At 59.0% G+C, this 22,423-nt stretch carries 24 protein-coding genes, 1 tRNA gene and 1 riboswitch; of the genes, 15 read left to right on the top strand and 10 right to left on the bottom strand.

What is annotated here, in order from left to right:
* The first annotated feature begins 122 nt into the window (after positions 1–122).
* From QSK43_RS01090 to QSK43_RS01080, 3 genes are all read left to right on the top strand, one after another.
* Positions 123–1,322 (top strand): aspartate aminotransferase family protein, encoded by a 1,200-nt coding sequence (locus QSK43_RS01090; protein ID WP_332301987.1) that lies wholly within the window; start codon positions 123–125, stop codon positions 1,320–1,322.
* A 54-nt stretch (positions 1,323–1,376) separates the two neighbouring features.
* Complete coding sequence (gene argF / locus QSK43_RS01085) at positions 1,377–2,294, top strand: ornithine carbamoyltransferase (RefSeq protein WP_332301986.1); 918 nt, start codon at positions 1,377–1,379, stop codon at positions 2,292–2,294.
* Between the two features lie 243 nt (positions 2,295–2,537).
* A complete protein-coding gene (locus tag QSK43_RS01080) occupies positions 2,538–3,527 on the top strand; it encodes an Hsp33 family molecular chaperone (RefSeq protein WP_332301985.1) in 990 nt (329 codons plus the stop codon).
* 61 nt (positions 3,528–3,588) lie between these two features.
* On the opposite strand, the gene apaG is transcribed toward QSK43_RS01080, so the two are convergent.
* Positions 3,589–3,981: a Co2+/Mg2+ efflux protein ApaG gene (gene apaG / locus QSK43_RS01075; RefSeq protein ID WP_003514932.1), complete on the bottom strand. Its 393-nt coding sequence runs from the start codon at positions 3,979–3,981 to the stop codon at positions 3,589–3,591.
* 220 nt (positions 3,982–4,201) lie between these two features.
* Positions 4,202–5,386 (bottom strand): O-succinylhomoserine sulfhydrylase, encoded by a 1,185-nt coding sequence (locus tag QSK43_RS01070; RefSeq protein WP_332301984.1) that lies wholly within the window; start codon positions 5,384–5,386, stop codon positions 4,202–4,204.
* A 43-nt stretch (positions 5,387–5,429) separates the two neighbouring features.
* Positions 5,430–5,508, bottom strand: a riboswitch (SAM riboswitch).
* A gap of 73 nt (positions 5,509–5,581) precedes the next feature.
* Between QSK43_RS01070 and QSK43_RS01065 the strand changes: the two genes are divergently transcribed.
* The 4 genes from QSK43_RS01065 to QSK43_RS01050 all read left to right on the top strand — a co-directional run bounded on the left by QSK43_RS01065 (position 5,582) and on the right by QSK43_RS01050 (position 8,034).
* Positions 5,582–6,679: a 2'-deoxycytidine 5'-triphosphate deaminase gene (locus QSK43_RS01065; RefSeq protein WP_045022331.1), complete on the top strand. Its 1,098-nt coding sequence runs from the start codon at positions 5,582–5,584 to the stop codon at positions 6,677–6,679.
* A gap of 57 nt (positions 6,680–6,736) precedes the next feature.
* Positions 6,737–6,810 (top strand) — tRNA-Gly (locus tag QSK43_RS01060).
* Positions 6,811–6,962: 152 nt separating this feature from the next.
* On the top strand, positions 6,963–7,688 hold the full coding sequence (gene aqpZ, locus QSK43_RS01055) for an aquaporin Z (protein ID WP_045022229.1): 726 nt from the start codon (positions 6,963–6,965) through the stop codon (positions 7,686–7,688).
* Between the two features lie 52 nt (positions 7,689–7,740).
* Positions 7,741–8,034: a hypothetical protein gene (locus tag QSK43_RS01050; protein ID WP_045022333.1), complete on the top strand. Its 294-nt coding sequence runs from the start codon at positions 7,741–7,743 to the stop codon at positions 8,032–8,034.
* A gap of 216 nt (positions 8,035–8,250) precedes the next feature.
* Here the strand turns inward: QSK43_RS01050 and QSK43_RS01045 are convergent, their stop codons facing one another.
* Entirely contained in the window at positions 8,251–10,188 is a 1,938-nt protein-coding gene (locus QSK43_RS01045; protein WP_332301983.1) for a glycosyltransferase family 2 protein, read from the bottom strand.
* A 170-nt stretch (positions 10,189–10,358) separates the two neighbouring features.
* Here QSK43_RS01045 and QSK43_RS01040 point away from each other — a divergent pair, with 170 nt between their 5' ends.
* The gene (locus QSK43_RS01040; protein WP_045022234.1) at positions 10,359–11,120 is read left to right on the top strand and encodes a transporter substrate-binding domain-containing protein; all 762 of its coding nucleotides are present in this window, start codon (positions 10,359–10,361) and stop codon (positions 11,118–11,120) included.
* 38 nt (positions 11,121–11,158) lie between these two features.
* Here QSK43_RS01040 and uppX read toward each other — a convergent pair whose 3' ends face one another.
* Positions 11,159–12,451 carry a Wzx-type polysaccharide biosynthesis protein UppX gene (gene uppX / locus QSK43_RS01035; RefSeq protein WP_332302231.1) on the bottom strand — a complete coding sequence of 431 codons (1,293 nt, stop codon included), beginning with the start codon at positions 12,449–12,451 and terminating at the stop codon, positions 11,159–11,161.
* Positions 12,452–12,738: 287 nt separating this feature from the next.
* Here uppX and uppY point away from each other — a divergent pair, with 287 nt between their 5' ends.
* Both uppY and QSK43_RS01025 read left to right on the top strand, forming a co-directional pair.
* Positions 12,739–14,034 (top strand): Wzy-type polysaccharide biosynthesis protein UppY, encoded by a 1,296-nt coding sequence (gene uppY, locus QSK43_RS01030; RefSeq protein WP_332301982.1) that lies wholly within the window; start codon positions 12,739–12,741, stop codon positions 14,032–14,034.
* A gap of 26 nt (positions 14,035–14,060) precedes the next feature.
* Complete coding sequence (locus QSK43_RS01025) at positions 14,061–14,810, top strand: polysaccharide deacetylase family protein (RefSeq protein WP_332301981.1); 750 nt, start codon at positions 14,061–14,063, stop codon at positions 14,808–14,810.
* A gap of 73 nt (positions 14,811–14,883) precedes the next feature.
* Here the strand turns inward: QSK43_RS01025 and QSK43_RS01020 are convergent, their stop codons facing one another.
* Both QSK43_RS01020 and QSK43_RS01015 read right to left on the bottom strand, forming a co-directional pair.
* Positions 14,884–15,537, bottom strand: coding sequence for a S24 family peptidase (locus QSK43_RS01020; RefSeq protein WP_045022241.1), 654 nt, complete (start codon positions 15,535–15,537; stop codon positions 14,884–14,886).
* A 111-nt stretch (positions 15,538–15,648) separates the two neighbouring features.
* Positions 15,649–16,299 (bottom strand): response regulator transcription factor, encoded by a 651-nt coding sequence (locus QSK43_RS01015; protein WP_332301980.1) that lies wholly within the window; start codon positions 16,297–16,299, stop codon positions 15,649–15,651.
* A 242-nt stretch (positions 16,300–16,541) separates the two neighbouring features.
* Here QSK43_RS01015 and QSK43_RS01010 point away from each other — a divergent pair, with 242 nt between their 5' ends.
* Both QSK43_RS01010 and QSK43_RS01005 read left to right on the top strand, forming a co-directional pair.
* Positions 16,542–16,895 (top strand): DUF952 domain-containing protein, encoded by a 354-nt coding sequence (locus QSK43_RS01010; RefSeq protein WP_332301979.1) that lies wholly within the window; start codon positions 16,542–16,544, stop codon positions 16,893–16,895.
* The gene (locus QSK43_RS01005) at positions 16,895–17,986 is read left to right on the top strand and encodes a quinone-dependent dihydroorotate dehydrogenase (RefSeq protein WP_332301978.1); all 1,092 of its coding nucleotides are present in this window, start codon (positions 16,895–16,897) and stop codon (positions 17,984–17,986) included. The genes QSK43_RS01010 and QSK43_RS01005 overlap by 1 nt, the downstream gene beginning before the upstream one ends.
* 5 nt (positions 17,987–17,991) lie before the next feature.
* Here QSK43_RS01005 and QSK43_RS01000 read toward each other — a convergent pair whose 3' ends face one another.
* Both QSK43_RS01000 and QSK43_RS00995 read right to left on the bottom strand, forming a co-directional pair.
* Entirely contained in the window at positions 17,992–18,489 is a 498-nt protein-coding gene (locus tag QSK43_RS01000; RefSeq protein WP_332301977.1) for a CAP domain-containing protein, read from the bottom strand.
* Between the two features lies 1 nt (position 18,490).
* Positions 18,491–18,757: a DUF6460 domain-containing protein gene (locus QSK43_RS00995; protein ID WP_045022252.1), complete on the bottom strand. Its 267-nt coding sequence runs from the start codon at positions 18,755–18,757 to the stop codon at positions 18,491–18,493.
* Positions 18,758–18,926: 169 nt separating this feature from the next.
* Between QSK43_RS00995 and QSK43_RS00990 the strand changes: the two genes are divergently transcribed.
* The 3 genes from QSK43_RS00990 to QSK43_RS00980 all read left to right on the top strand — a co-directional run bounded on the left by QSK43_RS00990 (position 18,927) and on the right by QSK43_RS00980 (position 21,329).
* Positions 18,927–19,868 (top strand): class I SAM-dependent DNA methyltransferase, encoded by a 942-nt coding sequence (locus QSK43_RS00990; protein ID WP_332301976.1) that lies wholly within the window; start codon positions 18,927–18,929, stop codon positions 19,866–19,868.
* 134 nt (positions 19,869–20,002) lie between these two features.
* The gene (locus QSK43_RS00985; protein WP_332302230.1) at positions 20,003–20,614 is read left to right on the top strand and encodes a YitT family protein; all 612 of its coding nucleotides are present in this window, start codon (positions 20,003–20,005) and stop codon (positions 20,612–20,614) included.
* 73 nt (positions 20,615–20,687) lie between these two features.
* The gene (locus QSK43_RS00980; protein WP_332301975.1) at positions 20,688–21,329 is read left to right on the top strand and encodes a YitT family protein; all 642 of its coding nucleotides are present in this window, start codon (positions 20,688–20,690) and stop codon (positions 21,327–21,329) included.
* A 26-nt stretch (positions 21,330–21,355) separates the two neighbouring features.
* Here the strand turns inward: QSK43_RS00980 and QSK43_RS00975 are convergent, their stop codons facing one another.
* Both QSK43_RS00975 and QSK43_RS00970 read right to left on the bottom strand, forming a co-directional pair.
* Positions 21,356–21,817 (bottom strand): carboxymuconolactone decarboxylase family protein, encoded by a 462-nt coding sequence (locus QSK43_RS00975; RefSeq protein ID WP_332301974.1) that lies wholly within the window; start codon positions 21,815–21,817, stop codon positions 21,356–21,358.
* 97 nt (positions 21,818–21,914) lie between these two features.
* The gene (locus tag QSK43_RS00970) at positions 21,915–22,418 is read right to left on the bottom strand and encodes an RrF2 family transcriptional regulator (protein ID WP_332301973.1); all 504 of its coding nucleotides are present in this window, start codon (positions 22,416–22,418) and stop codon (positions 21,915–21,917) included.
* Between the last annotated feature and the right edge of the window lie 5 nt (positions 22,419–22,423).

Genomic DNA, 22,423 nt, shown 5'->3' with positions numbered 1-22,423 from the left:
ACGAAGTGACAATAGTGCCCCTGCCGCCGCAAGGCGGCATTTTTGATTTTCAGGCGAGGGATAACCCCGCAAGCCTATTGACAACCGTTTGACAGCGCAATCGCGCAAGGAGTGATACAGCCATGGCCGAAGCCGGCGCGCCATTGTTTGATACGTTTTCAAGAGCCCCCCTGCGCTTCGAGCGCGGTGAGGGTGTCTGGCTGTATACGGAAAGCGGCGAACGATATCTGGATTTTGCGGCCGGTGTCGCCGTCAACTCGCTCGGCCATGCCCATCCTCACCTTGTCGATGCGATCAAGACGCAGGCCGAGAAGGTCTGGCACGTCTCGAACCTCTATGAAGTGCCGGGGCAGGAAAAACTGGCAAAGCGCCTGACGGAAGCGACTTTCGCAGACAAGGTGTTCTTCACCAATTCCGGTGCGGAAGCCCTTGAATGCGCAATCAAGACCGCGCGCCGTTATCACTTCTCGAAGGGCCATCCGGAAAAGTTCCGTATCGTGACGTTCGAAGGCGCCTTCCATGGCCGCACGCTCGCGACGATCGCCGCCGGCGGCCAGCAGAAATACCTCGAAGGTTTCGGTCCCAAGGTCGAAGGTTTCGACCAGGTGCCATTCGCCGATGTCGACGCCCTGAAGGCCGTCATCACCGCTGAAACGGCTGCGTTGCTGATCGAGCCCATTCAGGGCGAAGGCGGCATTCGTGCGCCCAGCAAGGAATTCCTGCAAATCCTGCGCGGCCTGTGCGACGAGCACGGCCTGCTGTTGATTTTCGATGAGGTCCAGACGGGTGTCGGCCGCACGGGCAAGCTGTTTGCCTATGAACATACCGGCGTTGCGCCCGATATCATGGCGGTCGCCAAGGGGATCGGCGGTGGTTTCCCGCTCGGCGCATGCCTTGCGACCGCAGATGCCGCTTCCGGCATGACAGCGGGTGTGCACGGCACCACCTATGGCGGCAATCCGCTGGCCATGGCCGTGGGCAATGCCGTGCTGGATGTCGTTCTGGCCGACGGTTTTCTGGAAAAGGTTCGTGATGTCGCGCTGGTCTTCCGCCAGGGACTTGCCTCGCTTAAGGATCGTTATCCTGATGTGATCGAGGAAATCCGCGGCGAAGGTCTGCTGATGGGCATCAAGGCGAGGGTTCCTTCGGGTGAGTTGCTACAGGCCATGCGCGCGGAGCATCTGCTTGGCGTGCCTGCGGGCGACAACGTCATCCGTCTTCTGCCGCCGCTCATCACCACGGCGGAAGAGGCCCGCGAGGGCCTGGCGCGTGTCGACGCGGCTGCCGCCTCCCTGACAGCGAAACAGGCGAAAATCGCCTGAAAAAATCAAGGGCGGGCCTCTCTTCAGGGGTTCGCAAGCATGGGACAGATTAGAATGGTTTCACCAAAACATTTTCTGGACCTCTCGGCCGTCGGGTCGGAGGATCTGCGGACAATTCTTGATGATGCGCGCACACGCAAGATTGCCACCAAAACCGGCACGGCGGAAAAGCCGCTGGCCGGCAAGATGCTGGCGATGATCTTCGAAAAGCCGTCCACCCGCACCCGCGTCTCCTTCGATGTCGGCATGCGCCAGCTCGGCGGCGAGACCCTTTTCCTGTCGGGCACGGAAATGCAGCTCGGCCGCGCCGAAACGATTGGCGATACGGCCAAGGTTCTGTCGCGTTATGTTGACGCCATCATGATCCGTACGACGGATCATTCGCGCTTGCTCGAGCTTGCCGAACACGCGACGGTGCCTGTTATCAACGGCCTGACGGACGACACGCATCCCTGCCAGATCATGGCGGATATATTGACATTCGAGGAACATCGCGGCCCGGTCAAAGGCAAGACCATCGCCTGGACGGGCGACGGCAACAACGTGCTGCATTCCTTCGTGGAAGGCTCCGCCCGTTTTGGCTACCAGATGGCGATGGCGGTGCCGATGGGTTCGGAACCGCACGACAAGTTCCTGAACTGGGCGCGCAACAATGGCGGCGACGTCAGGCTGTATCATGATGCCGACAAGGCGGTGGCGGGAGCGGATTGCGTCGTTACCGATACCTGGGTGTCCATGAACCAGGAACACAAGGCGCGCGGCCACAATATCTTCCAGCCCTATCAGGTCAATGAAGCGCTGATGGCGAAGGCCAACAAGGAGGCGCTGTTCATGCATTGCCTGCCGGCGCATCGCGGTGAGGAAGTGACGGACGCTGTGATCGACGGGCCGCAATCGGTGGTCTTCGACGAGGCGGAAAACCGGCTCCATGCGCAGAAGTCCATCATCGCATGGTGCCTGGGCGTCATCTGACGGCTCTCAACCCTTCCTTGCCAGTGGTCAGGAAGGTGCTTGAACTTGGCCGGACACATTACCATCTGTGGGACTTCGAAAAGGCTCGTTGGGTTTTGCTGGCGGGCCACAATCACGATTGCACGATTTTCCCCGGAGGCTGTTTCGCTTCCCGGATCTCTGTGCGACAAGCGGAAAAAGTACATTTTAAAAGCCGGACTTTTGGACGGTTGCGGCGCGACGGCTGCGCCAAGGAGTTATGATATGGCAGATGTAACGGTTGAACTGGACAATCTCGATTTAGCTGGTGACGACAAGGTTGTGCCCTTTCAGGTCGAAGGTCTGGACGTGCGCGGCCGCGCGGTACAGGTCGGACCGTTGTTGAATGCCATCCTCGATCGGCATGATTATCCCGATGTAGTCGCCCGGCTGCTGGCGGAAGCGACGGTTCTGACGGCGCTGATCGGTACGTCCCTGAAGTTTTCCGGCAAGCTGACCGTTCAGACCAAGGGCGACGGCCCGGTCGATCTTCTGGTGGCGGATTTTACTGCGCCGGAAAGCATGCGCGCCTATGCCCGTTTCGATGAGGAGCGGCTGGCGGAGGCGGTTAAGGCGGGGGAGACCTCGCCCGAACAATTGCTCGGCACCGGCATTCTGGCCTTCACGATCGATCAGGGTATCGGCATGCAGCCCTATCAGGGCATCGTGCCGCTGGACGGCTCATCGCTGGAAGAAATCGCCGGGGTTTATTTCCGCCAGTCGGAACAGCTTCCCACCCGCGTGCGCCTCGGCGTCGCCCAGTTCTTCGACCGTGATGACGAAGGCAAGCCGCGCCATGGCTGGCGTGCGGGCGGAGTGATCGCGCAATTTCTGCCGCAGGCGCCCGAGCGTCTGCGCATGCGCGACCTTCACGGTGGTGATGGTGATGAGGGCGATTATGAAGTCGGGGAAGACGATGCCTGGACCGAAGCGGTAACGCTGCTGAACACGGTGGATACCGACGAACTGACCGATCCGCAGGTGCCGGTGGAGCGTCTCCTCTACAGGCTTTTCCATGAGAGCGGCGTGCGCATCTACGATCCGCAGATCATTTTCGACCGCTGCAGCTGCTCGCGGGAGAAAATCAAGGATGTTCTCTCCGGTTTCACCGCCGAAGAGATCAAGGCAAGCGAGGAAGACGGTGCGATTGCCGTGACCTGTGAGTTTTGCTCGACGACCTATCGTTACGATATCAGCGAGTTTGACAACGTCTGAAACGCTGTGACTGGCGAGGCCGCGCTTTTGAACAGCGCGGCTCCGCATCGGTGCGTCTGCATCAATTCAGGACCCGCAACAGGCCGGGCGAATCCAGAGAGAAGGCGGGTATGGTGACGTTGAACACCTCGCCTTTGTCCGTTTCCATTTCATAATGGCCGAACATCAGGCCCGACGGTGTATCCAGCGGGCAGCCGGATGAATATTCGTAACTGTCACCGGGGTTCAGGTGCGGTTTCTCGCCGACGACGCCCGGTCCGTAGACCTCGTCCACCTGTCCGTTCTGGTCGGTAATATGCCAATAGCGATTGACGAGCGTTATCGGAACATCGGAATTGTTCGAGATCACGACTTTATAGCCCCAGACGTAACGGTCGTCATCCGGGTCGGATTGTTCTTCGAGATAATACGGATCGACCGTTACCTCGATATCCCTTGTCAGAGCACGATACATACGCGCCACACCTCGATATTATGCCTGCCGCCATTATCCTACACTACAGGTTCTGGCTATCGTCAAGAAAATGAACGACTTAACGGGCAGGAGGCATCTTCTGTTGCGCCGTTTTCCACCGTTAGGGATAACGGTAAAGGTAAATATTGGTTGCCTGACACCAGGGGCTTTGCCACGGCCCGACGTGAAGAGGGGCCGTAGCGATGTGTCGATTGAATTCTCAGGCGGAAACGGCCGCCAGAGCCTTCGCCATATCCTCCAGCAGATCGTCCGTATCCTCGATGCCGCAGGAAAGGCGCAAGGTGCCGCCGGAAATGCCGAGTTCGGCGCGTGCCTCGTCGGTCAGGTTCTTGTGCGTCGTGGTGCCGGGGTGGGTAATGAGGCTCTTTGCGTCACCCAGATTGTTGGAGATCTTCACGATGTCCAGCGCGTTCTGCAACGCGAAGGCCGCATCCTTGCCGCCCTTCAATTCGAAAGCGACGAGCGTCGAACCGCCGGTCATCTGCCGCGCGATGATGTCTGCCTGCGGGTGATCGGCGCGGCCGGGATAGATGACCTTGCCGACCTTGCCGCTGTCGGCGAGGAAATCGGCGATCTTTGCGGCATTGGCCGTCTGCTGCTTCACGCGCAGCGGCAGGGTCTCGATGCCTTTCAGAAGCGTCCAGGCGTTGAACGGCGACATGGCCGGGCCGGTGTGGCGGAAATAATCCTGCAACTCTTCCTCGATCCACTTCTTGTCGGAAAGGATCACGCCGCCAAGGCAACGGCCCTGACCGTCAATATGCTTCGTTGCCGAATAAACGACGATATGGGCGCCGAGTTCGAGCGGCTTCTGGAACAGCGGTGTCGCGAAAACATTGTCGACCACCAGCTTCGCGCCGATCTGGTCGGCGAGCTTCGCCACGCCGGCAATGTCCACCACTTCCAGCGTCGGGTTGGTCGGGCTTTCGAGGAAAAACAGCTTAGTGTTCGGCTGGATCGCCTTTTCCCAGTTTTCGAGATCGCGCCCGTCAATCAGCGTGCATTCGATGCCATATTTAGGTGCGAGCGTCTCGACCACCCAGCGGCAGGAGCCGAAGAGGGCGCGTGCAGCGACGATATGGTCGCCCGCGCGCAGTTGGCACATGATGGCGGCGGTGACGGCGGCCATGCCGGAGGCAAGCGCCCGGGCGTCTTCCGCACCTTCCAGCAGGCACATGCGCTTTTCAAACATGTCATTGGTCGGGCTGGCATAGCGTGCATAGATGAAGCCATCCGTTTCGCCCTTGAAGCGCGCTTCGGCGGCTTCGGAGTTTTCGTAGACGAAACCCTGGGTCAGATAGATTGCTTCCGACGTTTCACCATAGGGTGAGCGTAGCGTACCGCCGTGAACGAGCTGGGTTGCCGGGCGCCATTTATTGCTCATGTGATCACCTTCAAAACAAAAAAACCGGCCGCAAAAGCAGACCGGTTCCTAGCACCCGGTCTTTTTAGCCACTTGTTTAACGTGGCTGCAAGCCGACCGGCCAAATCACCACGGGATAAGCTTGCCATACTGCCGTTACCGGCTTGCGTCAATGCTTTCCTTTTGGTTTTGTCGCCGTAAAAAGGAATGATGACCATGACCAGAACCACGGGCATTTTGGCGGACGGCGCTATCAGGGCGCTGTTTGCGGGCGGCAAGCTGAAAAGCGAGGCCGATCTCGATGCTGATCAGGTGCAGCCAGCCAGCCTCGATCTGCGGCTGGGCTCGAAGGCCTATCGCGTTCGCGCCAGCTTCATGCCCGGTCCCGGAACCCGCGTCATCGACAAGCTCAACCGCTTCAGCCTGCACGAGGTGGATCTGAGTGAGGGCGCGGTGCTGGAAACCGGTTGCGTCTACATCGTGCCCCTGATGGAAAGCCTGGAATTGCCGGCCGAAATGTCGGCCTCGGCCAATCCGAAAAGCTCGACGGGGCGGCTTGATATCTTCACCCGCGTCATGACCGACAATGCGCAGGAATTCGACAAGATACCGGCGGGTTATGCTGGCCCGCTCTATCTGGAAATCAGCCCGCGCACCTTCCCCGTCGTCGTGCGTCGCGGCTCGCGCCTGTCGCAGATCCGCTTTCGCATCGGCCATTCGCTGCTCAACGAAAGCGAGCTTCTGAAATTGCACGAGAGGGAAACGCTGGTCGCCAGCGAAACCCCGAATGTGACCGGCGGCGGCATCGCGCTTTCCATCGACCTCAAGGGTTTCGGCGAGAACGGGCTGATCGGCTATCGCGGTAAACACCACACGGCGGTAGTGGATGTCGACAAGAAGGCCCAGCACGACGTTCTCGATTTCTGGGAGCCGCTCCATGCGCGCGGCCGCGCCGAACTGATCCTCGATCCGGATGAGTTCTACATCCTTGTCTCACGCGAGGCCGTACACGTGCCCCCGTCTTATGCGGCGGAAATGACCCCTTTCGACCCGCTGGTGGGCGAGTTCCGTGTGCATTATGCCGGCTTTTTCGATCCCGGTTTTGGCCACGCACAGGCGGGCGGCACCGGCAGCCGCGCCGTGCTTGAAGTGCGCAGCCACGAAGTGCCCTTCATCCTCGAACATGGCCAGATCGTTGGCCGGCTGGTTTACGAACACATGCTGCAAAAGCCGGAAGGCCTCTACGGCAGCGGCCTCGGCTCCAATTATCAGGCGCAGGGGCTGAAGCTGTCCAAGCATTTTCGACCCGCATAATGACCTTGTCGGATGCTTGACACCCGCCGCAAACTGTCGGATGTCTTAGCTTCAGGCGCGGGTGTAGCTCAATGGTAGAGCAGCAGCTTCCCAAGCTGAATACGAGGGTTCGATTCCCTTCACCCGCTCCAGTTTTCAAGACAGCCGAAAGCCTTCCTGATTAGCAAGAAAGCATGGCCGCAGCCGCCTGTATATGGGTGTCCGGGCGCCTACACGATTTATCTTGACTACGATTTAATTGCACGTAATAGTTGATGCAGTCGTAGCATTTGGGGATGGTGTTATGAGTCGCAAGCTTCTTTCGGAATTTCTTGGTACGTTCTGGCTCGTGTTCGGAGGTTGCGGCAGTGCGGTTTTCGCCGCCGCTTTTCCAGAACTCGGCATTGGCTTTCTCGGTGTCGCTTTCGCCTTCGGTCTCACGGTTCTGACCATGGCCTATGCGGTCGGGGGCATTTCGGGCGGTCATTTCAATCCGGCCGTTTCCGTCGGTCTGTCCGTTGCCGGCAAATTCCCGGCATCGAACCTCGTTCCTTATATAGTGGCGCAGGTTCTGGGGGCTGCCGTCGCGGCGGGCGCGCTTTATGTCATCGTCACCGGTAAGGCGGGGGCCGAAATTGGCGGTTTCGCCGCCAATGGTTACGGCGAACATTCGCCGGGCGGATACTCCCTCGTCTCGGCGCTGCTGATCGAGGTCATCTTGACGGCATTTTTCCTGATCATCATTCTGGGGTCGACACATGGCAGGGTTCCAGCCGGCTTTGCGCCGATTGCCATCGGCCTTGCCCTTACCCTTATTCATCTGATCTCCATTCCGGTCACCAACACTTCCGTCAATCCAGCCCGCTCGACGGGACAGGCATTGTTCGTTGGTGGATGGGCGCTGCAACAGCTCTGGCTGTTCTGGCTTGCTCCAATCCTCGGCGGTGCTATCGGCGCCGTGGTCTGGAAAGTTTTTGGCGAGGAAGAGAAAGTCGGCCACGCCGGTTCTGTCCAGCCCGCTCAGACATAAATGGGAAGCTTTGTTTCCCCGAATGGTCGGGGAAACCAGTGAGGAGGATGACATGGATCTTACTTCGATATTGACCCAAATTGTCGGTGGTGCGATTGGCGGTACGGCCGGCGGAAAAATACTGAAGGATTCCGATCTCGGCTCGCTCGGCAACCTGATTGCGGGCGCCGTTGGCGGCATCGGCGGAGGAAGCGTGCTCGGATCGCTGCTGGGGGCAGGTGGAACTGCGGCAGCCGGCGGCATGGATATCGGCGCTCTTGCCGGCCAGCTCGTTGGCGGTGGCATCGGTGGCCTGATCGTCCAGGTCGTCGTCGGCCTGATCAAGAACAAGCTCGTCGCCAAATAAAGTTGTTCAGTCGCTGTTGTGATGAAGCGATAGACCTTGCCGGAGGAGGAACCTCGTTCGGCAGGGTGTTTTGGTTTATGCTGCATCTATAGGCGAGCCCCGCCGTAACCCGAAACCGTTTGCAAAAAGCAACAGCGCAAGCTGAAAACGGTGAGGCGCGTCCTGTGTCGCGAAAAGAAGCGCTGGGAACGCGCCTCTTTAATTGCCTATGTCTTCTCAGGTCGTGTTTCTGACGACCGGCATATGGGGTGTCTTGTTCCAGACGAAGGGCCTGGTTTTCAACTCCGCCACAGCGCGCCACGCCGCGACTGACAACATCAGCCAGTAAAGCGGGATCGCCAACCAGCGCTGTCCGATCTGTTGTTTCTCGTAAGGTATCATCCTGTTTCGGCCCATCAGCACGAAGATGGCGTAGCTTCCGAAAATATTCAGCGTATCGATGAAAAACAGAAGGCCCTGCCAGGAAAGCAGCATACCCGCGCCATTTTCGCTGATCGTCATGACCATGAAGGTGAAGGAAACGAACAGCAAGGGATGGGCCAGCGACGACAGAAGCATGCCGCCGATCAGCAGCTGGAAGACGAGATAGGCGACCCAGCCCATGTGGCGCGCGGTTGTAAAGGGCGCGCGGGTCATCACCAGCCAGCTCTGCAGCCAGCCCTTGTACCAGCGTGCGCGCTGGTTCAGCCAGACAGGAAGCGAGGTTGGCGCGTCCTCCAGTGTCTGTCGCCGGATGACGCCGCAGCGATAACCGAGCCTGTGCAGCCTGAGGCCTATATCGGCGTCTTCCGTGACATTGTAAGGGTCCCAGGCACCGGCCCGGCGCAATACGGCGGTTCGGAAATGATTGGAGGTGCCGCCAAGCGGCAGCGGCAGCCGGTGTGCGGCGAGAACGGGCAGCATGCAGCGGAAGAGGCCGGAATATTCCAGTGCGAAACAGGCGCTGAGCCAGGAGGAGCGAGCATTGCTGATGATAAGCGGAGCCTGCAGGCAGGCCACGTCGTCCGGTTGATCATGGAAGGTGGCGTAGGCTTCGCGTAGTTGTTGTGGATGGGGGCGGTCTTCGGCGTCGTAAACGGCAACGAACGCACCACGCGCGCCGGAGAGCGCGTAGGTCAGGGCCTTCGGTTTGGTGCGGGGCAGGGACGGCGGCACCCTGACGATTTCGATATGCGGACCGGGGTTTGTCCGCAGGATAGCCTCGATCGTCGCTTCGTCATCGGCCTCGCAGACGAGCTTGATGTCGAGCCGAGATTTGGGCCAGTCCAGCCGCTCCAGCGCATTGACAAGTTGCGCGACGATGGCCTCTTCGCGATAAAGCGCCACGAGAACGGTGTAGACAGGCAGCTCCCCGTCCTGCTGGAGCGGAGCGATGGTTTTTACATCGTTTTCTCTGGGCGAGTGGACGAGTGCAAACAACCTGAAAAGCAGGGTTGAGAGATAAAGCATCGTCAGGGTGACATGAATATAAGCCAGAGCCGCCTGCGTATAAAACAGCAGCGACAGAACGAGCAGGGTAACGAGAACGCCGCTCACAAAACCCTGCTCACCGTGCAGCGTGATCCTGGCGGAATGCTGCGGCGTGGTGTTGAAAAGCTGCTGGCGCGTTTCCCGGCAGCGGCGTGTCTCACCCGCCTTCCAGATGGCGTTGCGCATGGCCTGCGGTGTGGTCACGGCAAGTTCGTCGAAAAGATGCGGATGTTGATCGAGCATGCTCTTCAGCAATTCCATCCGCCCCAGTTCCGGCACGATCAGAAGTGCTGGTTTGTTGTTTGATGGTATCAGCCGAAGGATCCGTGGTTCGGCAAGCTGCGTATCCAGATGGTTTATGTCCGCCACCCGTTCCGGATTGATTTCCGGGAGAAACGGCAATCGCAGAAATCTGGCAAAAGCACCGAAATATGCATCCGTCTCGACAAGGCCGCTTGCCAGCAACTCCTCTTCCACCGTCGAGCCGTTTTCGAGGGCCTGTTCTTCGAATGTGCTGATATAGGGCTTGCCGAATCCGAGCGACGAAAGAAAGCGCGCCGCTCCTGTTTCGTCCCCTTCGGGAAAGCTCCAGGGCGGATTGTCGTCCCTCAGCGAAAACGGAATTTTTCGTTTCGCCGGCGTCGTGCGAAACGATTCTCGTGTATAATGGCTAAAATAATCCATGCATCGCCGCCGTCGTCATGGTAACGCCCAACTTCCTGCTGTGGACAGTATAGATGAGAATGACGAATGTAACGCGAAATATAAGTCTTGCATTTACTTTAGCTATCGCTTTACAATTTGTTGGTATTTTTGGAAAACTTCATGCGGAAGGCCTGTCGGACGGAGGCCGCATGCCGGTGCTGTTCGACGCGCAGGAGCGGTTTCCGGGCGGTGATCTTTCTTCCGTCCCCCGGGTCAGGTTTCTGATGTCGGTCGATTTTCCGCCATTCAATTTTACCGATCAGGAAGGCCGGCTTGCGGGTTTCCATGTCGATCTGGTGCGTGAAATCTGCTCCCAGCTGAAGATAGAAAGCAAATGTCAGGTGCAGGCGCTGCCGTTTGACGAGCTGGAGGCGGCCCTGGAAATGGGAGAGGGCGAAGCGGTGATTTCTGGCCTCGCCACCACGGCCGATCTGCGCAAGAGTTTCACCTTCTCGCGTCCCTATTTGTTGTTACCCGCCCGTCTTGCCGTCAACAAGGCGGCGAAATTCACCGGCTCCGGTGCCGACGCCCTGTCGGGAAAGAAGGTGGGCGCGGTCACAGGCTCACGGCACGAACAGATGCTCAAGGCGTTTTTTCCGAAAGCGACGACTGAAGGTTTTAATGGGTATGAACCCATGTATGAAGCGCTGAAGACAGGCAAGGTAGACGCCATTTTCGCCGATGGCCTGCGCCTGCCTTTCTGGGTTTCAGGAAGCACGTCCGAAGGCTGCTGCGCAATTTTCGGCGGCCCTTACATGTCCGACAGATTTCTGGGCGAAGGCCTTTCCATTATGGCTGTGGATCCGGATAACGTGCTTGTGCCGGCCTTCGATCAGGCCTTGGCAGCACTTTCCCGCAACGGCCGGCTGGAGGAAATCTACCGGCGTTATTTCCCCTACGGGCTCTATTAGAGAAACCCAGCTCCTATCCGGATCGTCTCCGGCGTCGGCTATTTGGCTGGCGCAAAGGCCGGGTCGCTGCGCCGCAACCGCAAAAGCGCGATCCATACGGCGGCGGCGATGGCGGATTCCACCAGGAAGTAGCTGCCGATCGTTCCCGAAATGCTGAAGGACCAGGTGAAGAAGGCGACAACGACGGAGCCGATGAGGTTGCCGCTGTTCCATATCTTGGCGCGAATATCCTGTCGCCCGGATGCGCCAAGCGCCTCAAGTGCGGTCGCCGCAACCGCCATTGGCAGCACGACCCAGCAAAGGACGCGGGTAATCATGGGCAGCGAGACGTATTCGTCGCCGAACAACAGCGGCAGGAAGGGTGCGATGATGAAGATCACCAAAGCGCTACCGGCTGCGATGACAAGCGCCGCCTTCAGCACATTATAGGCGCGTTCTATGGTTTTGCTGATGCCCTGAAGGGCGGCTGAGGCCGAACCCGGATAGATCAGCCGGTTGAGAGCCTCCACCGAGAGATAGGAGCTGTCGAGAATTCGCCGGGCGATGGAATAGCTGCCCAGAACCTCGGCGCTGGCAACTGTACCGAGAACGAGAATATCGGCATTGCCGCGCACGGCCTTGAACAGGAACTGCGTCGAAAACAGGACGCCAATGCGGATTTCCTCGCGAACGATCCGGAAGACGGGCCTGCCGAGCCTGCCGATCGCCTTGACCGAAATTACCGCTGCGGCGGTGTGGGCGGCCAGATTCCACAGGGCCCAGGCCTCCACAGTTTCCACCTTGAAGACCAGGCAGGCGACCACGGCGGCAATCGTGCGGGCGACGGCGAACATCACTTCCAGCTTGTTGGCGGAGGCGAAGTTGGAATGGGCGATGAAGCTTTGCGTGGAAAGCGAAATAACCTTCAGAAAAACGAGGTTCGTCACCAGGATCAGGAAGGTGGTGATGAGTGTATGCAGCAATGTTTCCGATGTCGGGAAAAACACGGGGATCGTTACCATGCCGATGATGGTCAGCACCACGCCGGTCGCGGCGCTCAACAGGTAACTGTGGCCGAGCATGACGGGAAACATGCTGCGATCCTGCGCCACGCGGCGGATGAGCGATTCCTGCGAACCGATACCGCAGATCTGGACACCGAGATTGGTGACGGCCGTGATCGAGGCGTAAAGCGCGAATTGTTCGACGCCGAGATGGCGGGCAAGCAGGGCGAAGGTCAAAAGCTGGGCGGCGCTGGACATCAGAAGCGCCCCGCCGGATGCCATATAGGTCAATCCCAGTCTGACAAGATGGCCGAACCGCGGCGTATTCAACGACACCTCATTCTCCATGTTTTCCGGCATTGCCGGGCGAATTCAAAAGATAACTGCCCTATTTTTAAATTTGGTGAACTGAAAAAGCCGGAAACCGGGCGACAATCCAAAGGGCGGTAACCTGAATGAATGGCAGTTTCTCCTGTCTTAGCCTCCTTGAGGTAAGAGAGGGTTAAAGCAATTGCACAATAATGATGATAATGACTGTTTCTGGTTATTTGGACATGGCCCGGTTTCAAATGGGTTTCGTTGTTCGTCACAAGGCAGGCCAATGATCCGATTATCCGTTCCCGATGCAGGCGACCATGCCGCGTTTCGCTGACACGCAGTCCATGTCTGCGCAAAGCGATGCCGTGTCCCTTTCGGGCAGTCGTCGCGACGCGATTTTTTTCGTCGTCACGATGCTCTATATCTGGATATCCGTCGCGCCTTTTGAAAATCTCGCGGCTCCGCCCGTGCCGCACGCCGCCGCGAACCAGCTGACCGGGCTTGTGATTGCGCTGATTTTGGGCGTTTTTGCCCTGCGCCACCGGTTGACGGGGCTTTTGTTGCGGCCGCGTCTGCCCATTCTGCTGCTGTTCTCCTGGCTTGTGATTTGTTCGGTGATTGGCACCGAGCCCGGCACCTCGCTGCAGCGCCTGCTCTTTACGGCCCTCCTGTGCTTCATCACCAGCGTCCTCGTCGTCATGCCGAGGGACCGGCGGCAGTTCGACCGGATGATAGCCGTCTTCGCCGTCATTCTGCTTGCGCTCTGCTATTTCGGGGTGATCTTTCTTCGCTCGCGTGCGATCCACCAGTCTTACGATCTTGATGAAAAAGCGCTTGCGGGCGATTGGCGCGGCATCTTCAATCACAAGAATGCCGCGGCTCCGGCCATGATCATTCTTTTCATGATCGGCCTTTACCTGCGCAATGCCTGGTCGACGGTCGGCGGCATCGCAATCACGCTGCTGGCGGGTTTCTTCCTCTGGAAGACCAACGGGAAAACCGCAGCCATGCTGTTGCCCGTCACCATCGCGCTGGTCTGGATCATGGAAAGGCATGCCGGCCGGACATTGCTGATGATCGGCGGTCTTCTCGCTTTCCTCAACATCCTCGCGGTCGGCTCCACCTATTTTCCAAGCATACGGGATCTGGTCGAAAGTCTGGGGATCGATTCCACCTTCACCGGCCGAACGGACATATGGCGACTGTCCTTCGACACCTTCGCGCAATCGCCGATTTTCGGGCAGGGCTTTCAGGCGTTCTGGACGAGCGACCGGCTTCTGGCGCAGGCCGATATTGCCGGCACTTGGGCTGTTTCCGCCTTCCATGCCCATAACGGCTATGTGGAAAGCCTGCTGAATGGCGGTCTGCCAGCCTTTATCCTCATCGTCATATGGCTCGTCATCATACCCGCAAACGACTTCCGGACTGCGGTGGAGAGGGGCACGGATTCGGGATTGACACGGCTTTTCGCACGAATTTGGGTGTATGCGCTGCTTTCTTCGTGTCTTGAGAGTAATTTCTTTACCGGAACCGGGCCTATCTGGTCTTCGTTGCTGATCGCAATCTATTGTTTGAGACATCAGGCATACGACATACTTGAACAGGGACAGTAAATTGCAGACAGGCCGGGGGGCTATGCATGGCGCAGAAAATCGGGACCTTTGCAGACCGGATCAATAACCGGTTCGTGCGGTACTTTCCGGGACCGGCGGTGCGGATCGAAACATCCGAACCGATCGTCTCCTTCACATTCGACGATGTACCGGCGACTGCCTGGACGGAGGGCGCGCGCATCCTGGAAAACGAGGGTGTTTGCGGGACGTTTTACATTGCGGGCGTTTTCATCGACAAGCACGATAAACAGGAGATGATTTCCACGAAAGGCTGCTCGGAACTGGCTGCGGCCGGCCATGAGCTTGCCTGCCATACCTTTTCCCATCGCAAACTCTCGAGTTTTTCACGGCGCGGGCTTGAGGAGGATCTCGATCGTAACGACAGCGTGCTGGGATCGTTCGATGAGAGCGGGCACATGCGGAATTTCTCCGTTCCTTTCGGCATGGCATCACCGGTCATGCAGCCCCTGCTGCGGCGCAGGTTCAGGACCGCTCGCGGCATTATGCCCGGCATCAACCGGGGCAACGTCGATCCGCATAATCTTGCCGCGGTCGAATTGCGCGCCGATCAAAACTATCTCGATGCCGCCGATCACTGGCTCGACGACGTTTTGCAAAAGGGCGGCTGGCTCGTCATTTTCACCCACGATGTTTCGCAGACGCCGAGCTTTTACGGTTGCCCGGGAGACAGACTTCAGGGTCTCGTCCGCAAGGCGGCGTCCGGCGGTGCGAAGATCATGACGGTCGATGCTGCCGCAAGTACACTCGGCCTGTAAAGGAAGTATGTTGGCGCGCGCGCCGAGACCTACCGGCTGGAAGCGTGAAGCCTGTGTCCGCAATAGCCGGGATTTATTGGCTGGCCCAGATGATGCGGGCGATCCATTCCACATCGGCCATGTCGAAGCTGCGGTTCGGATGTTCGGGATTGAGCGAAAGAAGCTCGATATTCTTGGGGCTTTGCCGGGCCAGCACCTTGGCCATTACTTCGCCCTCGCGGCTTTTCAACACCACACGGTCGCCGCGCCGCACCTGCGCGCCGGGCTCCACGATGAGGATGTCGCCGTCGCGGTAAAGCGGCATCATGCTTTCGCCCTGCACTTCCAGCGCATAAACGCCCTGCTTGCGCTCGGGAGAAGAGGGGAACTCCACCACATCCCAGCCCTGACCGGCCGGAAAACCGCCATCGTCGAAAAAGCCGCCGGAACCCGCCTGCGCAAAACCGAGCAGGGGAATGGCATTGTCCGGACCGGAAGGTTGCATCGTCTGGGCGGCCTTGCTGAAAGCATAGCCGAAAAACTGGTCGACGCTTGCCCCCGTCGCCTCCAGCACCTTGGATACGGATTCCGTCGAAGGCCAGCGTTTGCGGCCGTCCGGGCCGAAGCGCTTCGATTTGTTGAACGATGTGGGATCGAGACCGGCACGCTTCGCCAGAGCCGAAGGTGTCAGCTCATGACGCTTGGCAAGCGTATCGATGGCGCTCCAGATCGTCTCGTGTGAAAGCATGATAGAAAGCCCGCAGGTGGAGCAGGTGGCGGAAAAGCTCCTGTCTTTTACGCCCGGAATTTAGACCATATCCGGTCAGGAGTAAAGAAAAGAAAGGAATAAAATCCTTGGTTACGCCACCATGGCCGATGTGTTGATCTTGGAAAGCTGGATCACAGCCTGCGTGCGGCTGTCGACCTTGAGTTTCAGCAGAATCGCGGAGACATGAGCCTTGATGGTGGCTTCCGAAACATTCAGCTCATAGGCGATCTGCTTGTTCAGCAAGCCTTCGGCCAGCATACCCAGAACCCGGCTTTGTTGCGGCGTCAGCGTTCTGAGCCGGCCGATGAGGTCGGTCACATCAGGGTCGTGTTCCTTGTCGCCCTGGCAGCTCTCCGGTATCCAGACATCGCCTTCCAGAACCGTGCGAATGCCATCGCGAATATCGTCGATGCCCGAGGATTTGGAAATGAAACCGGAAGCGCCGAGTTCGATGGACCGGCGAACGGTGGTCGCGTCGTCCGTTGCCGAAACGATGACGATCGGCAGGCTGGAGAATTCCGCTCTCAGCGCCATCAGGCCTGAAAATCCGCTTACCCCCGGCATGGCGAGGTCGAGAAGCATCAGATCGGCGTCGCTGCACGCTGTCGCAGCACTTCGGGCGGCCTCGAAATCCCCGGCTTCCATGATGGTCTGCTGCCCGTCGAGGCCGGATACGGCCTGTTTGAGGGCGCCGCGAAAAAGCGGGTGGTCGTCCGCTATGATAATGACAAGTTCCGACATTCTGGCCCCCTCCCAAGGGCGTTATGCGGTTCTTCAGAAGGTCTGGTGCACTCCCGTTTCCGGCAGCCTGAACGCTTCCGGTTTCTCCGCTCAAAGGTTGCTCCAATCGGTTCCGCATTACAAGAAAAAGCTTGTGGGCAGCCGCCACGGTAATAAAAATGCCGTGGAAACTGTGGACAATCGACCCGCTTTGCGGCAAACCGCCCAGACTAAAAAGCCTTGGAAAGCCTTCGGAGAGCCCCATGCAGGAAACGCCCGCGATCATTTATAAAATCGTGCCGGAGACGTTGTGGAATGCAGCCAGGGCAAAAGGTGTCTTCGAAGGCGCCGCCATCGATCTGACGGATGGCTTCATTCATTTTTCGACGGCGAAACAGGCCGCCGAGACCGCAGCCAGGCATTTTGCGGGTCAGACCGAACTGCTTCTGATCGCGGTCGACGGAGCGGCGCTCGGCGACAAGCTGGTCTATGAGCCCTCCAGAGGCGGCGATCTTTTCCCCCACCTCTATGCTCCTCTTCCCCTCACCGCCGTGCTTTGGGAAACGCCGCTTTCGCTCGGTGACGATGGCCACCACCAATTTCCGGAGATTTTGTGATGAGCGGATTATTTTCCTATATCGGCCGCAAGGGCCTGTTTCTGGTCGATCCGGAAAAGGCGCACGGGCTGTCCGTGGCGGCATTGAAAAGCGGCTTTTTGCCCACCTGCATGGTGCCGCACGATCCGCGTCTGCAGCAGACCGTGGCTGGCCTCGTTTTTCCCAATCCGCTCGGCATGGCGGCGGGTTACGACAAGAATGCCGAGGTGCCCGGACCGCTTTTGCGGCTCGGCTTCGGTTTCACCGAAATCGGCACCGTCACGCCGCATGCGCAATCCGGCAACCCCAAGCCGCGCATCTTCCGTCTGGTCGAGGATGAAGGCGTCATCAACCGCCTCGGTTTCAACAATGAAGGCCATGCGGCCGCGCTGGAGCGTCTGAAGCAGGCACAGCTGCGTGGCATCGTCGGCGTCAATATCGGCGCCAACAAGGATAGCGAAGACCGCATTGCCGATTATGTGCAGGGCATAGAGGCCTTTTATTCCGTCGCATCCTATTTCACCGTCAATATTTCCTCGCCCAACACGCCGGGCCTGCGCGACTTGCAGGCGCGCGAAAGCCTTGCCGCACTTCTTGAAGCGGTGCTGGAACGCCGGAAAGTGGAAGCCGAACGCTTTGGCAAGAGCATTCCGGTCTTCCTCAAGATCGCGCCCGATCTGACCGAGGAGGGACTGGACGACGTCGCGGAAGAAACGCTGGCCCATGATCTCGATGGCCTGATCGTGTCGAACACCACGCTCTCACGGGAAGGCCTGCGGCCTGGCCCGCACAAGAGCGAGGCCGGCGGATTGTCCGGCAAGCCGCTATTCGAGCTTTCCACCACGGTTCTCGCCAAGATGCGCCGGCGCGTCGGCGGCAATCTGCCCATTATCGGCGTCGGTGGCGTTTCGTCGCCGGAAACGGCACTGGAAAAAGTGAGGGCAGGGGCCGATCTGGTGCAGCTCTATTCCTGCATGGTCTATGAAGGCCCCGGCCTGCCGTCGTCCATCGTCAAGGGCCTGTCGAAACTGGTCGCCCGCGAAGGCGTGCAGTCCATTCGCGACCTGCGCGACAGCACGGTCGACCGCTGGGCCGACCGCAAGCTAGGCTAAGCGTCTCACGCGCAGAGCACCATCGCCCAATAGGGCCGGTTGCGGCTGGCGGCATCATAGGCAACCGCAACGCCGAGGCCGTTATACGGGCCCAGCATGTTTTCGAGATGGTGCCTGGAGCCGATCCAGGCCTTGACCACCCGCTCGACGCTGTCCTGCCCGGCTGCCACGTTTTCCGCCGCAGGTAGCGGCACGTTGCCGTCCTTCATGCGGATGAGGAAGCTGTCGGTCAGGCCGATCAGATGCGCCATCTTCTGCGCCTTGACCATGCGGCCGGCCTGATAAGCGGCAGCCCCACTTGCCGAGCCATTGATGGAGAGCGGCGAAAGCCCCTTCGAGCGGCGCAACTCATTGACCATTGGAAGCGCCGCCGCCGTCTCGTCGCGGGTGCCTGATGGCATGCCCTTGTTGGTGGGCATGGAAACGCAGGCGGAAAGAACGGAACCGGCGGAAAGCAGCACGAAACCGCGCCGTGAAAGCGTTTGAAGCGATGTATCGGTCATGTCAGCGGCGGTAGCTCAGCAGGCGCAGGATGATGAAAATGGGAATAACGATCGTCGCCCCGAGGATCAGATAGTCGCCGATCGCGCCGAGCGCATGGAAACCGCTGCGCCACAGATCGACCACGAAGTCGCGTGCACTGTATATGATGTTCCATGGCGTCAATCCGAAGATTGCCATGAGAAAGCCGACGAGCAGTGAAACCACCAGCAGCTTCACCACGGTGCGGGCCACCGTATCACCCAGCATTTTGTTGACCTCACCGGCCATCAGCAAGTCTCCTGTTTTGTCCTGACATATGAAGCGAACCGCTTCGATACAAGTTTCGGTGCACTATATCGCGTCATATCCGCTAATTCCACGGACGGGCCATGAAATAGGACTTGAGTTTTTTTATGGCTTGATAAATGACAGCCAACATCTTCTCAGGAAATCATGAATGGCCGCAAACCAGTTTTCTTCCGGTGACGTCACTGCCGACCGCCGGATGGACTATGCCCGCATGTTGGCGGAAAGCGGCGATTACGCCGCCGCCGCCGAACTCGTCGAACAGGCGCTGGAACTTGCGCCGGGGTGGACTGCGGGCTGGTTTCGGCTCGGGGAATATCTTGAAAAGGCGGGCGCGACGGACAAAGCCGTGGCCGCTTACGTAAAAGTGGCCGAGCTGGATGCGGAAGGGCTGTTTGCAGCCGAGCTGAAACTCGCGGTCCTCGGGGCTGTGGAAACACCGGAACAACCGCCCAGCCGTTATGTGGAGGGGCTTTTCGACGACTATGCGGATCGTTTCGAAACCTCGCTCGTGACCAAGCTGGATTACAGCGTGCCGCAGAAACTGGCGGAGCTGATCGGCAAGGCGGCGGATGGCGGCGTTTTTGACGCCATCGTCGATATCGGTTGCGGTACGGGTCTCCTCGGTGTCGAAATCCGCCCGCTTGCAAAGCGGCTGGAAGGTTTCGACCTATCCCAGAACATGCTCGCCAAGGCGGAAGAAAAAGGTCTTTACGACTATCTCGGCCAGGCCGATCTTTCGCTGGATGCCGGCACCTCGGGTCTGTTCACCCCGGCCATGACGCAGCACCGCGCCGGTCTCGTCGCCGCTGCCGATGTGATGATGTATCTCGGCAGTCTTGAGACCGTCATGCCGCTCGTTTCGGCCCTGCTTGCGCCCTCTGGTTTCTTTGCCTTTTCGGTGGAGGATGCGGGAGACGATGAAGGTTTCGTGCTGCGGGAAACGCTGCGTTACGCGCATTCGAAAGCCTATGTGACCGGTCTTCTCGAGCGGGCGGGCTTTTCCCTCATCGATATCCGCGAGACCACCATTCGCAAGGATGCCGGCAAACCGCTTGCCGGCATTCTCTTTCTTGCCCAAGCAAATGGCTGAACATCCCGTTTCTTGCCTTTTTCACGATAGGTCAGTCGTCCTTACGTATCCATCTTGATCCCAAGTTTGTTGCAGTGCAAAATGCGCGGGAACCTGAGGGAAAAAGCGTGAGCAGAACGAGAAGCGTTTACAGCATGTGGAGTTCGGATCCGGCCAAACATGCGCCGGTGGAAGACGTGCAGGGCATCGTCACCGGAGCCATCGTGTCGGCGCTCGGCTTTTATCTTCTGAACAAGGTCGGCCTTTTGACCGGCGGCACCGCCGGCGTCGCCTTTCTCATTCATTATGCCTTCGGCATCAGCTTCGGCCTCCTGTTCTTCCTCGTCAATCTGCCGTTCTATTACCTGTCCTTCCGCCGTCTCGGTCTGGCCTTTTCCGTCAAGACCTTCATCGCCATCGGGCTCGTTTCTGTCCTGACGGAAGTGGAAGCGCGCTGGATGGTCATCGACAGCATCAATCCGCTCTGGGCGGCGCTGCTCGGCGGGCTGCTTCTGGGTTACGGATTGCTGGCGCTTTATCGCCACCGCGCCAGCCTCGGCGGCATCGGCATTCTGGCGATCTACATCCAGGACCGTTTCGGCATCCGCGCGGGTCTGATCCAGCTTGCCTTCGACGCCTTTGTGATGCTCTGCGCCTTCCTCGTCATCGACCCTGCGACTGTTGCCTATTCGATTGTCGGCGCCTTCGTCCTCAACATGTTCCTCGCCATCAATCATCGTTCGGACAGGTATATCGTCGTACGCTGAACGAGGCATGCTTGAAATCCACCGCGCTTGGGCGCAATAGCTCGGCAACGGCCGGAAAATCAGGGGAACAGGCATGGACGAGACGAGCGCGCGCAGGCGCCTGAACCTTTGGGCCTCCGCGCCGGATCGTCATTCGCTGCTGGAGGACGCGCAGGGTATTCTGGCGGGCAGCATGCTGGTTTCACTCGGCGTGACGTTGTTTTCCGCAGCAGGCCTTCTCACCGGCGGCGTGGTGGGTCTTGCCTTTCTGGCGCATTATTCCACCGGTTTCAGCTTCGGCGCGGTGTTCTTCCTCGCCAATCTGCCGTTTTATTATCTCGCCTTTCGCCGTCTCGGCCTTGCCTTCACGGTCAAGACCTTCTGCGCCATCGCCATGACGGCGCTGCTTACGGAATATATGCCGGGCTTTTTCGCCTTTCAGAGCATCAATCCGGTTGCCGCAGCCCTTTTCGGCGGATTGACGGTTGCGGCCGGCATGCTGGCGCTGTTTCGTCATCGCACCAGCCTCGGTGGTTTCGGCATATTGGCGCTTTATCTTCAGGATCGTTTCGGCTGGCGCGCGGGCCTCGTCCAGCTTGCCTTCGATGGCATGGTGCTGGCCTGCTCGTTCTTCGTCGCGACGCCCTTCGTCATCACCTGCTCTATCCTCGGCGCGCTGGTCATGAACCTCACGCTCGCCATCAATCACCGAAACGACCGCTACATCGCGATGTAGCGGTCGTTTGCGGCGGTCAAGGTGGCTCAGGCAGCCCTGGCCGCGGCGTCTACCGGGTGCTGCGAGCGGAAGCCGACGGCGATGCGGTTCCATGTGTTGATGGCGCCGATGCCAACCGTGATCTTCACGATATCCTCATCGGAGAAATGCACCTTCAGAGCCTCGAAGGCGTCATCCGGAGCGCCGGTTTCGGCAATCTTCGTCACCGCATCCACCCAGCCGAGCAACGCTCGCTCCTGTTCGGTGTAGACGGGGGATTCCCGCCATACGCTCATCAGATTGATCCATTGTTCGGAAAGCCCGTCATGGCGGCTTTCCTTCACATGCATATCCACGCAGAAGGCGCAGCCGTTGATGATCGAGGCGCGCAATTTGATGAGGTGAACGAAGCGGCGCTCAAGGCCGCTGCTCTGGACGTAGTTTTCCAGCGCCATTACGGCCTTGAAGGCTTCGGGGGATGCTTTGGCATAATTCAAACGGGTTTTCATGGGTCTCTCTCCATTGGTTGGGTCTGTTTAAGGGCATGCGTCATCATTCCGGAAAGCGGTGACGCTTCCGGTATTTCGGTGATCCTGTCTTTGGGTCTCAGCGCGTTGCCGTCTTGCGCTCGTTCAGCTCCAGAAAGGCGCAGCCGCGTGCTGCAATACCGCCATCGTCAGTGGCGGCAAGGTCGCCCGCAATGTCGGCAATGGTGGTTTTTGCAAGTTCGGCTCGGTAGACCTTCTCCGCCTTCAGCATCGCGGCATTGATGCCGCAGGGCTTGGTGAAATAACGTCCCGGCAAGGGGTTCGGCCCACGCTGGCGGATTTCCGCGCAACGAAAGGCAGGCTGCGGTCCCTCCACGGCAAGAACAATATCGAGCAGCGTGATCCTGTCGGTCGTCCGGGCGAGACGATAACCGCCCTTCGGCCCCGGCACGGTGGTGACGATCCCAGCGCCGGAAAGCGATTGCAGATGCTTCAGGAGATAGCTCGTGGAAACGCCGTGAAACTCGGCCAGCGCCGCCGCCGAAAGCACGCCGCCTTCGGAAAGTCCCGCCAGCATGCTCACGCTGTGAATAGCCTGTTCAACGCCGTCGCCGAGTTTCATCCGAC

The sequence above is a fragment of the Rhizobium sp. GR12 genome (genome assembly GCF_036596185.1).
In the GTDB taxonomy this organism is placed as follows: Bacteria; Pseudomonadota; Alphaproteobacteria; order Rhizobiales; family Rhizobiaceae; genus Agrobacterium; species Agrobacterium nepotum.
This window is presented reverse-complemented; position numbering and strand designations above follow the sequence as displayed.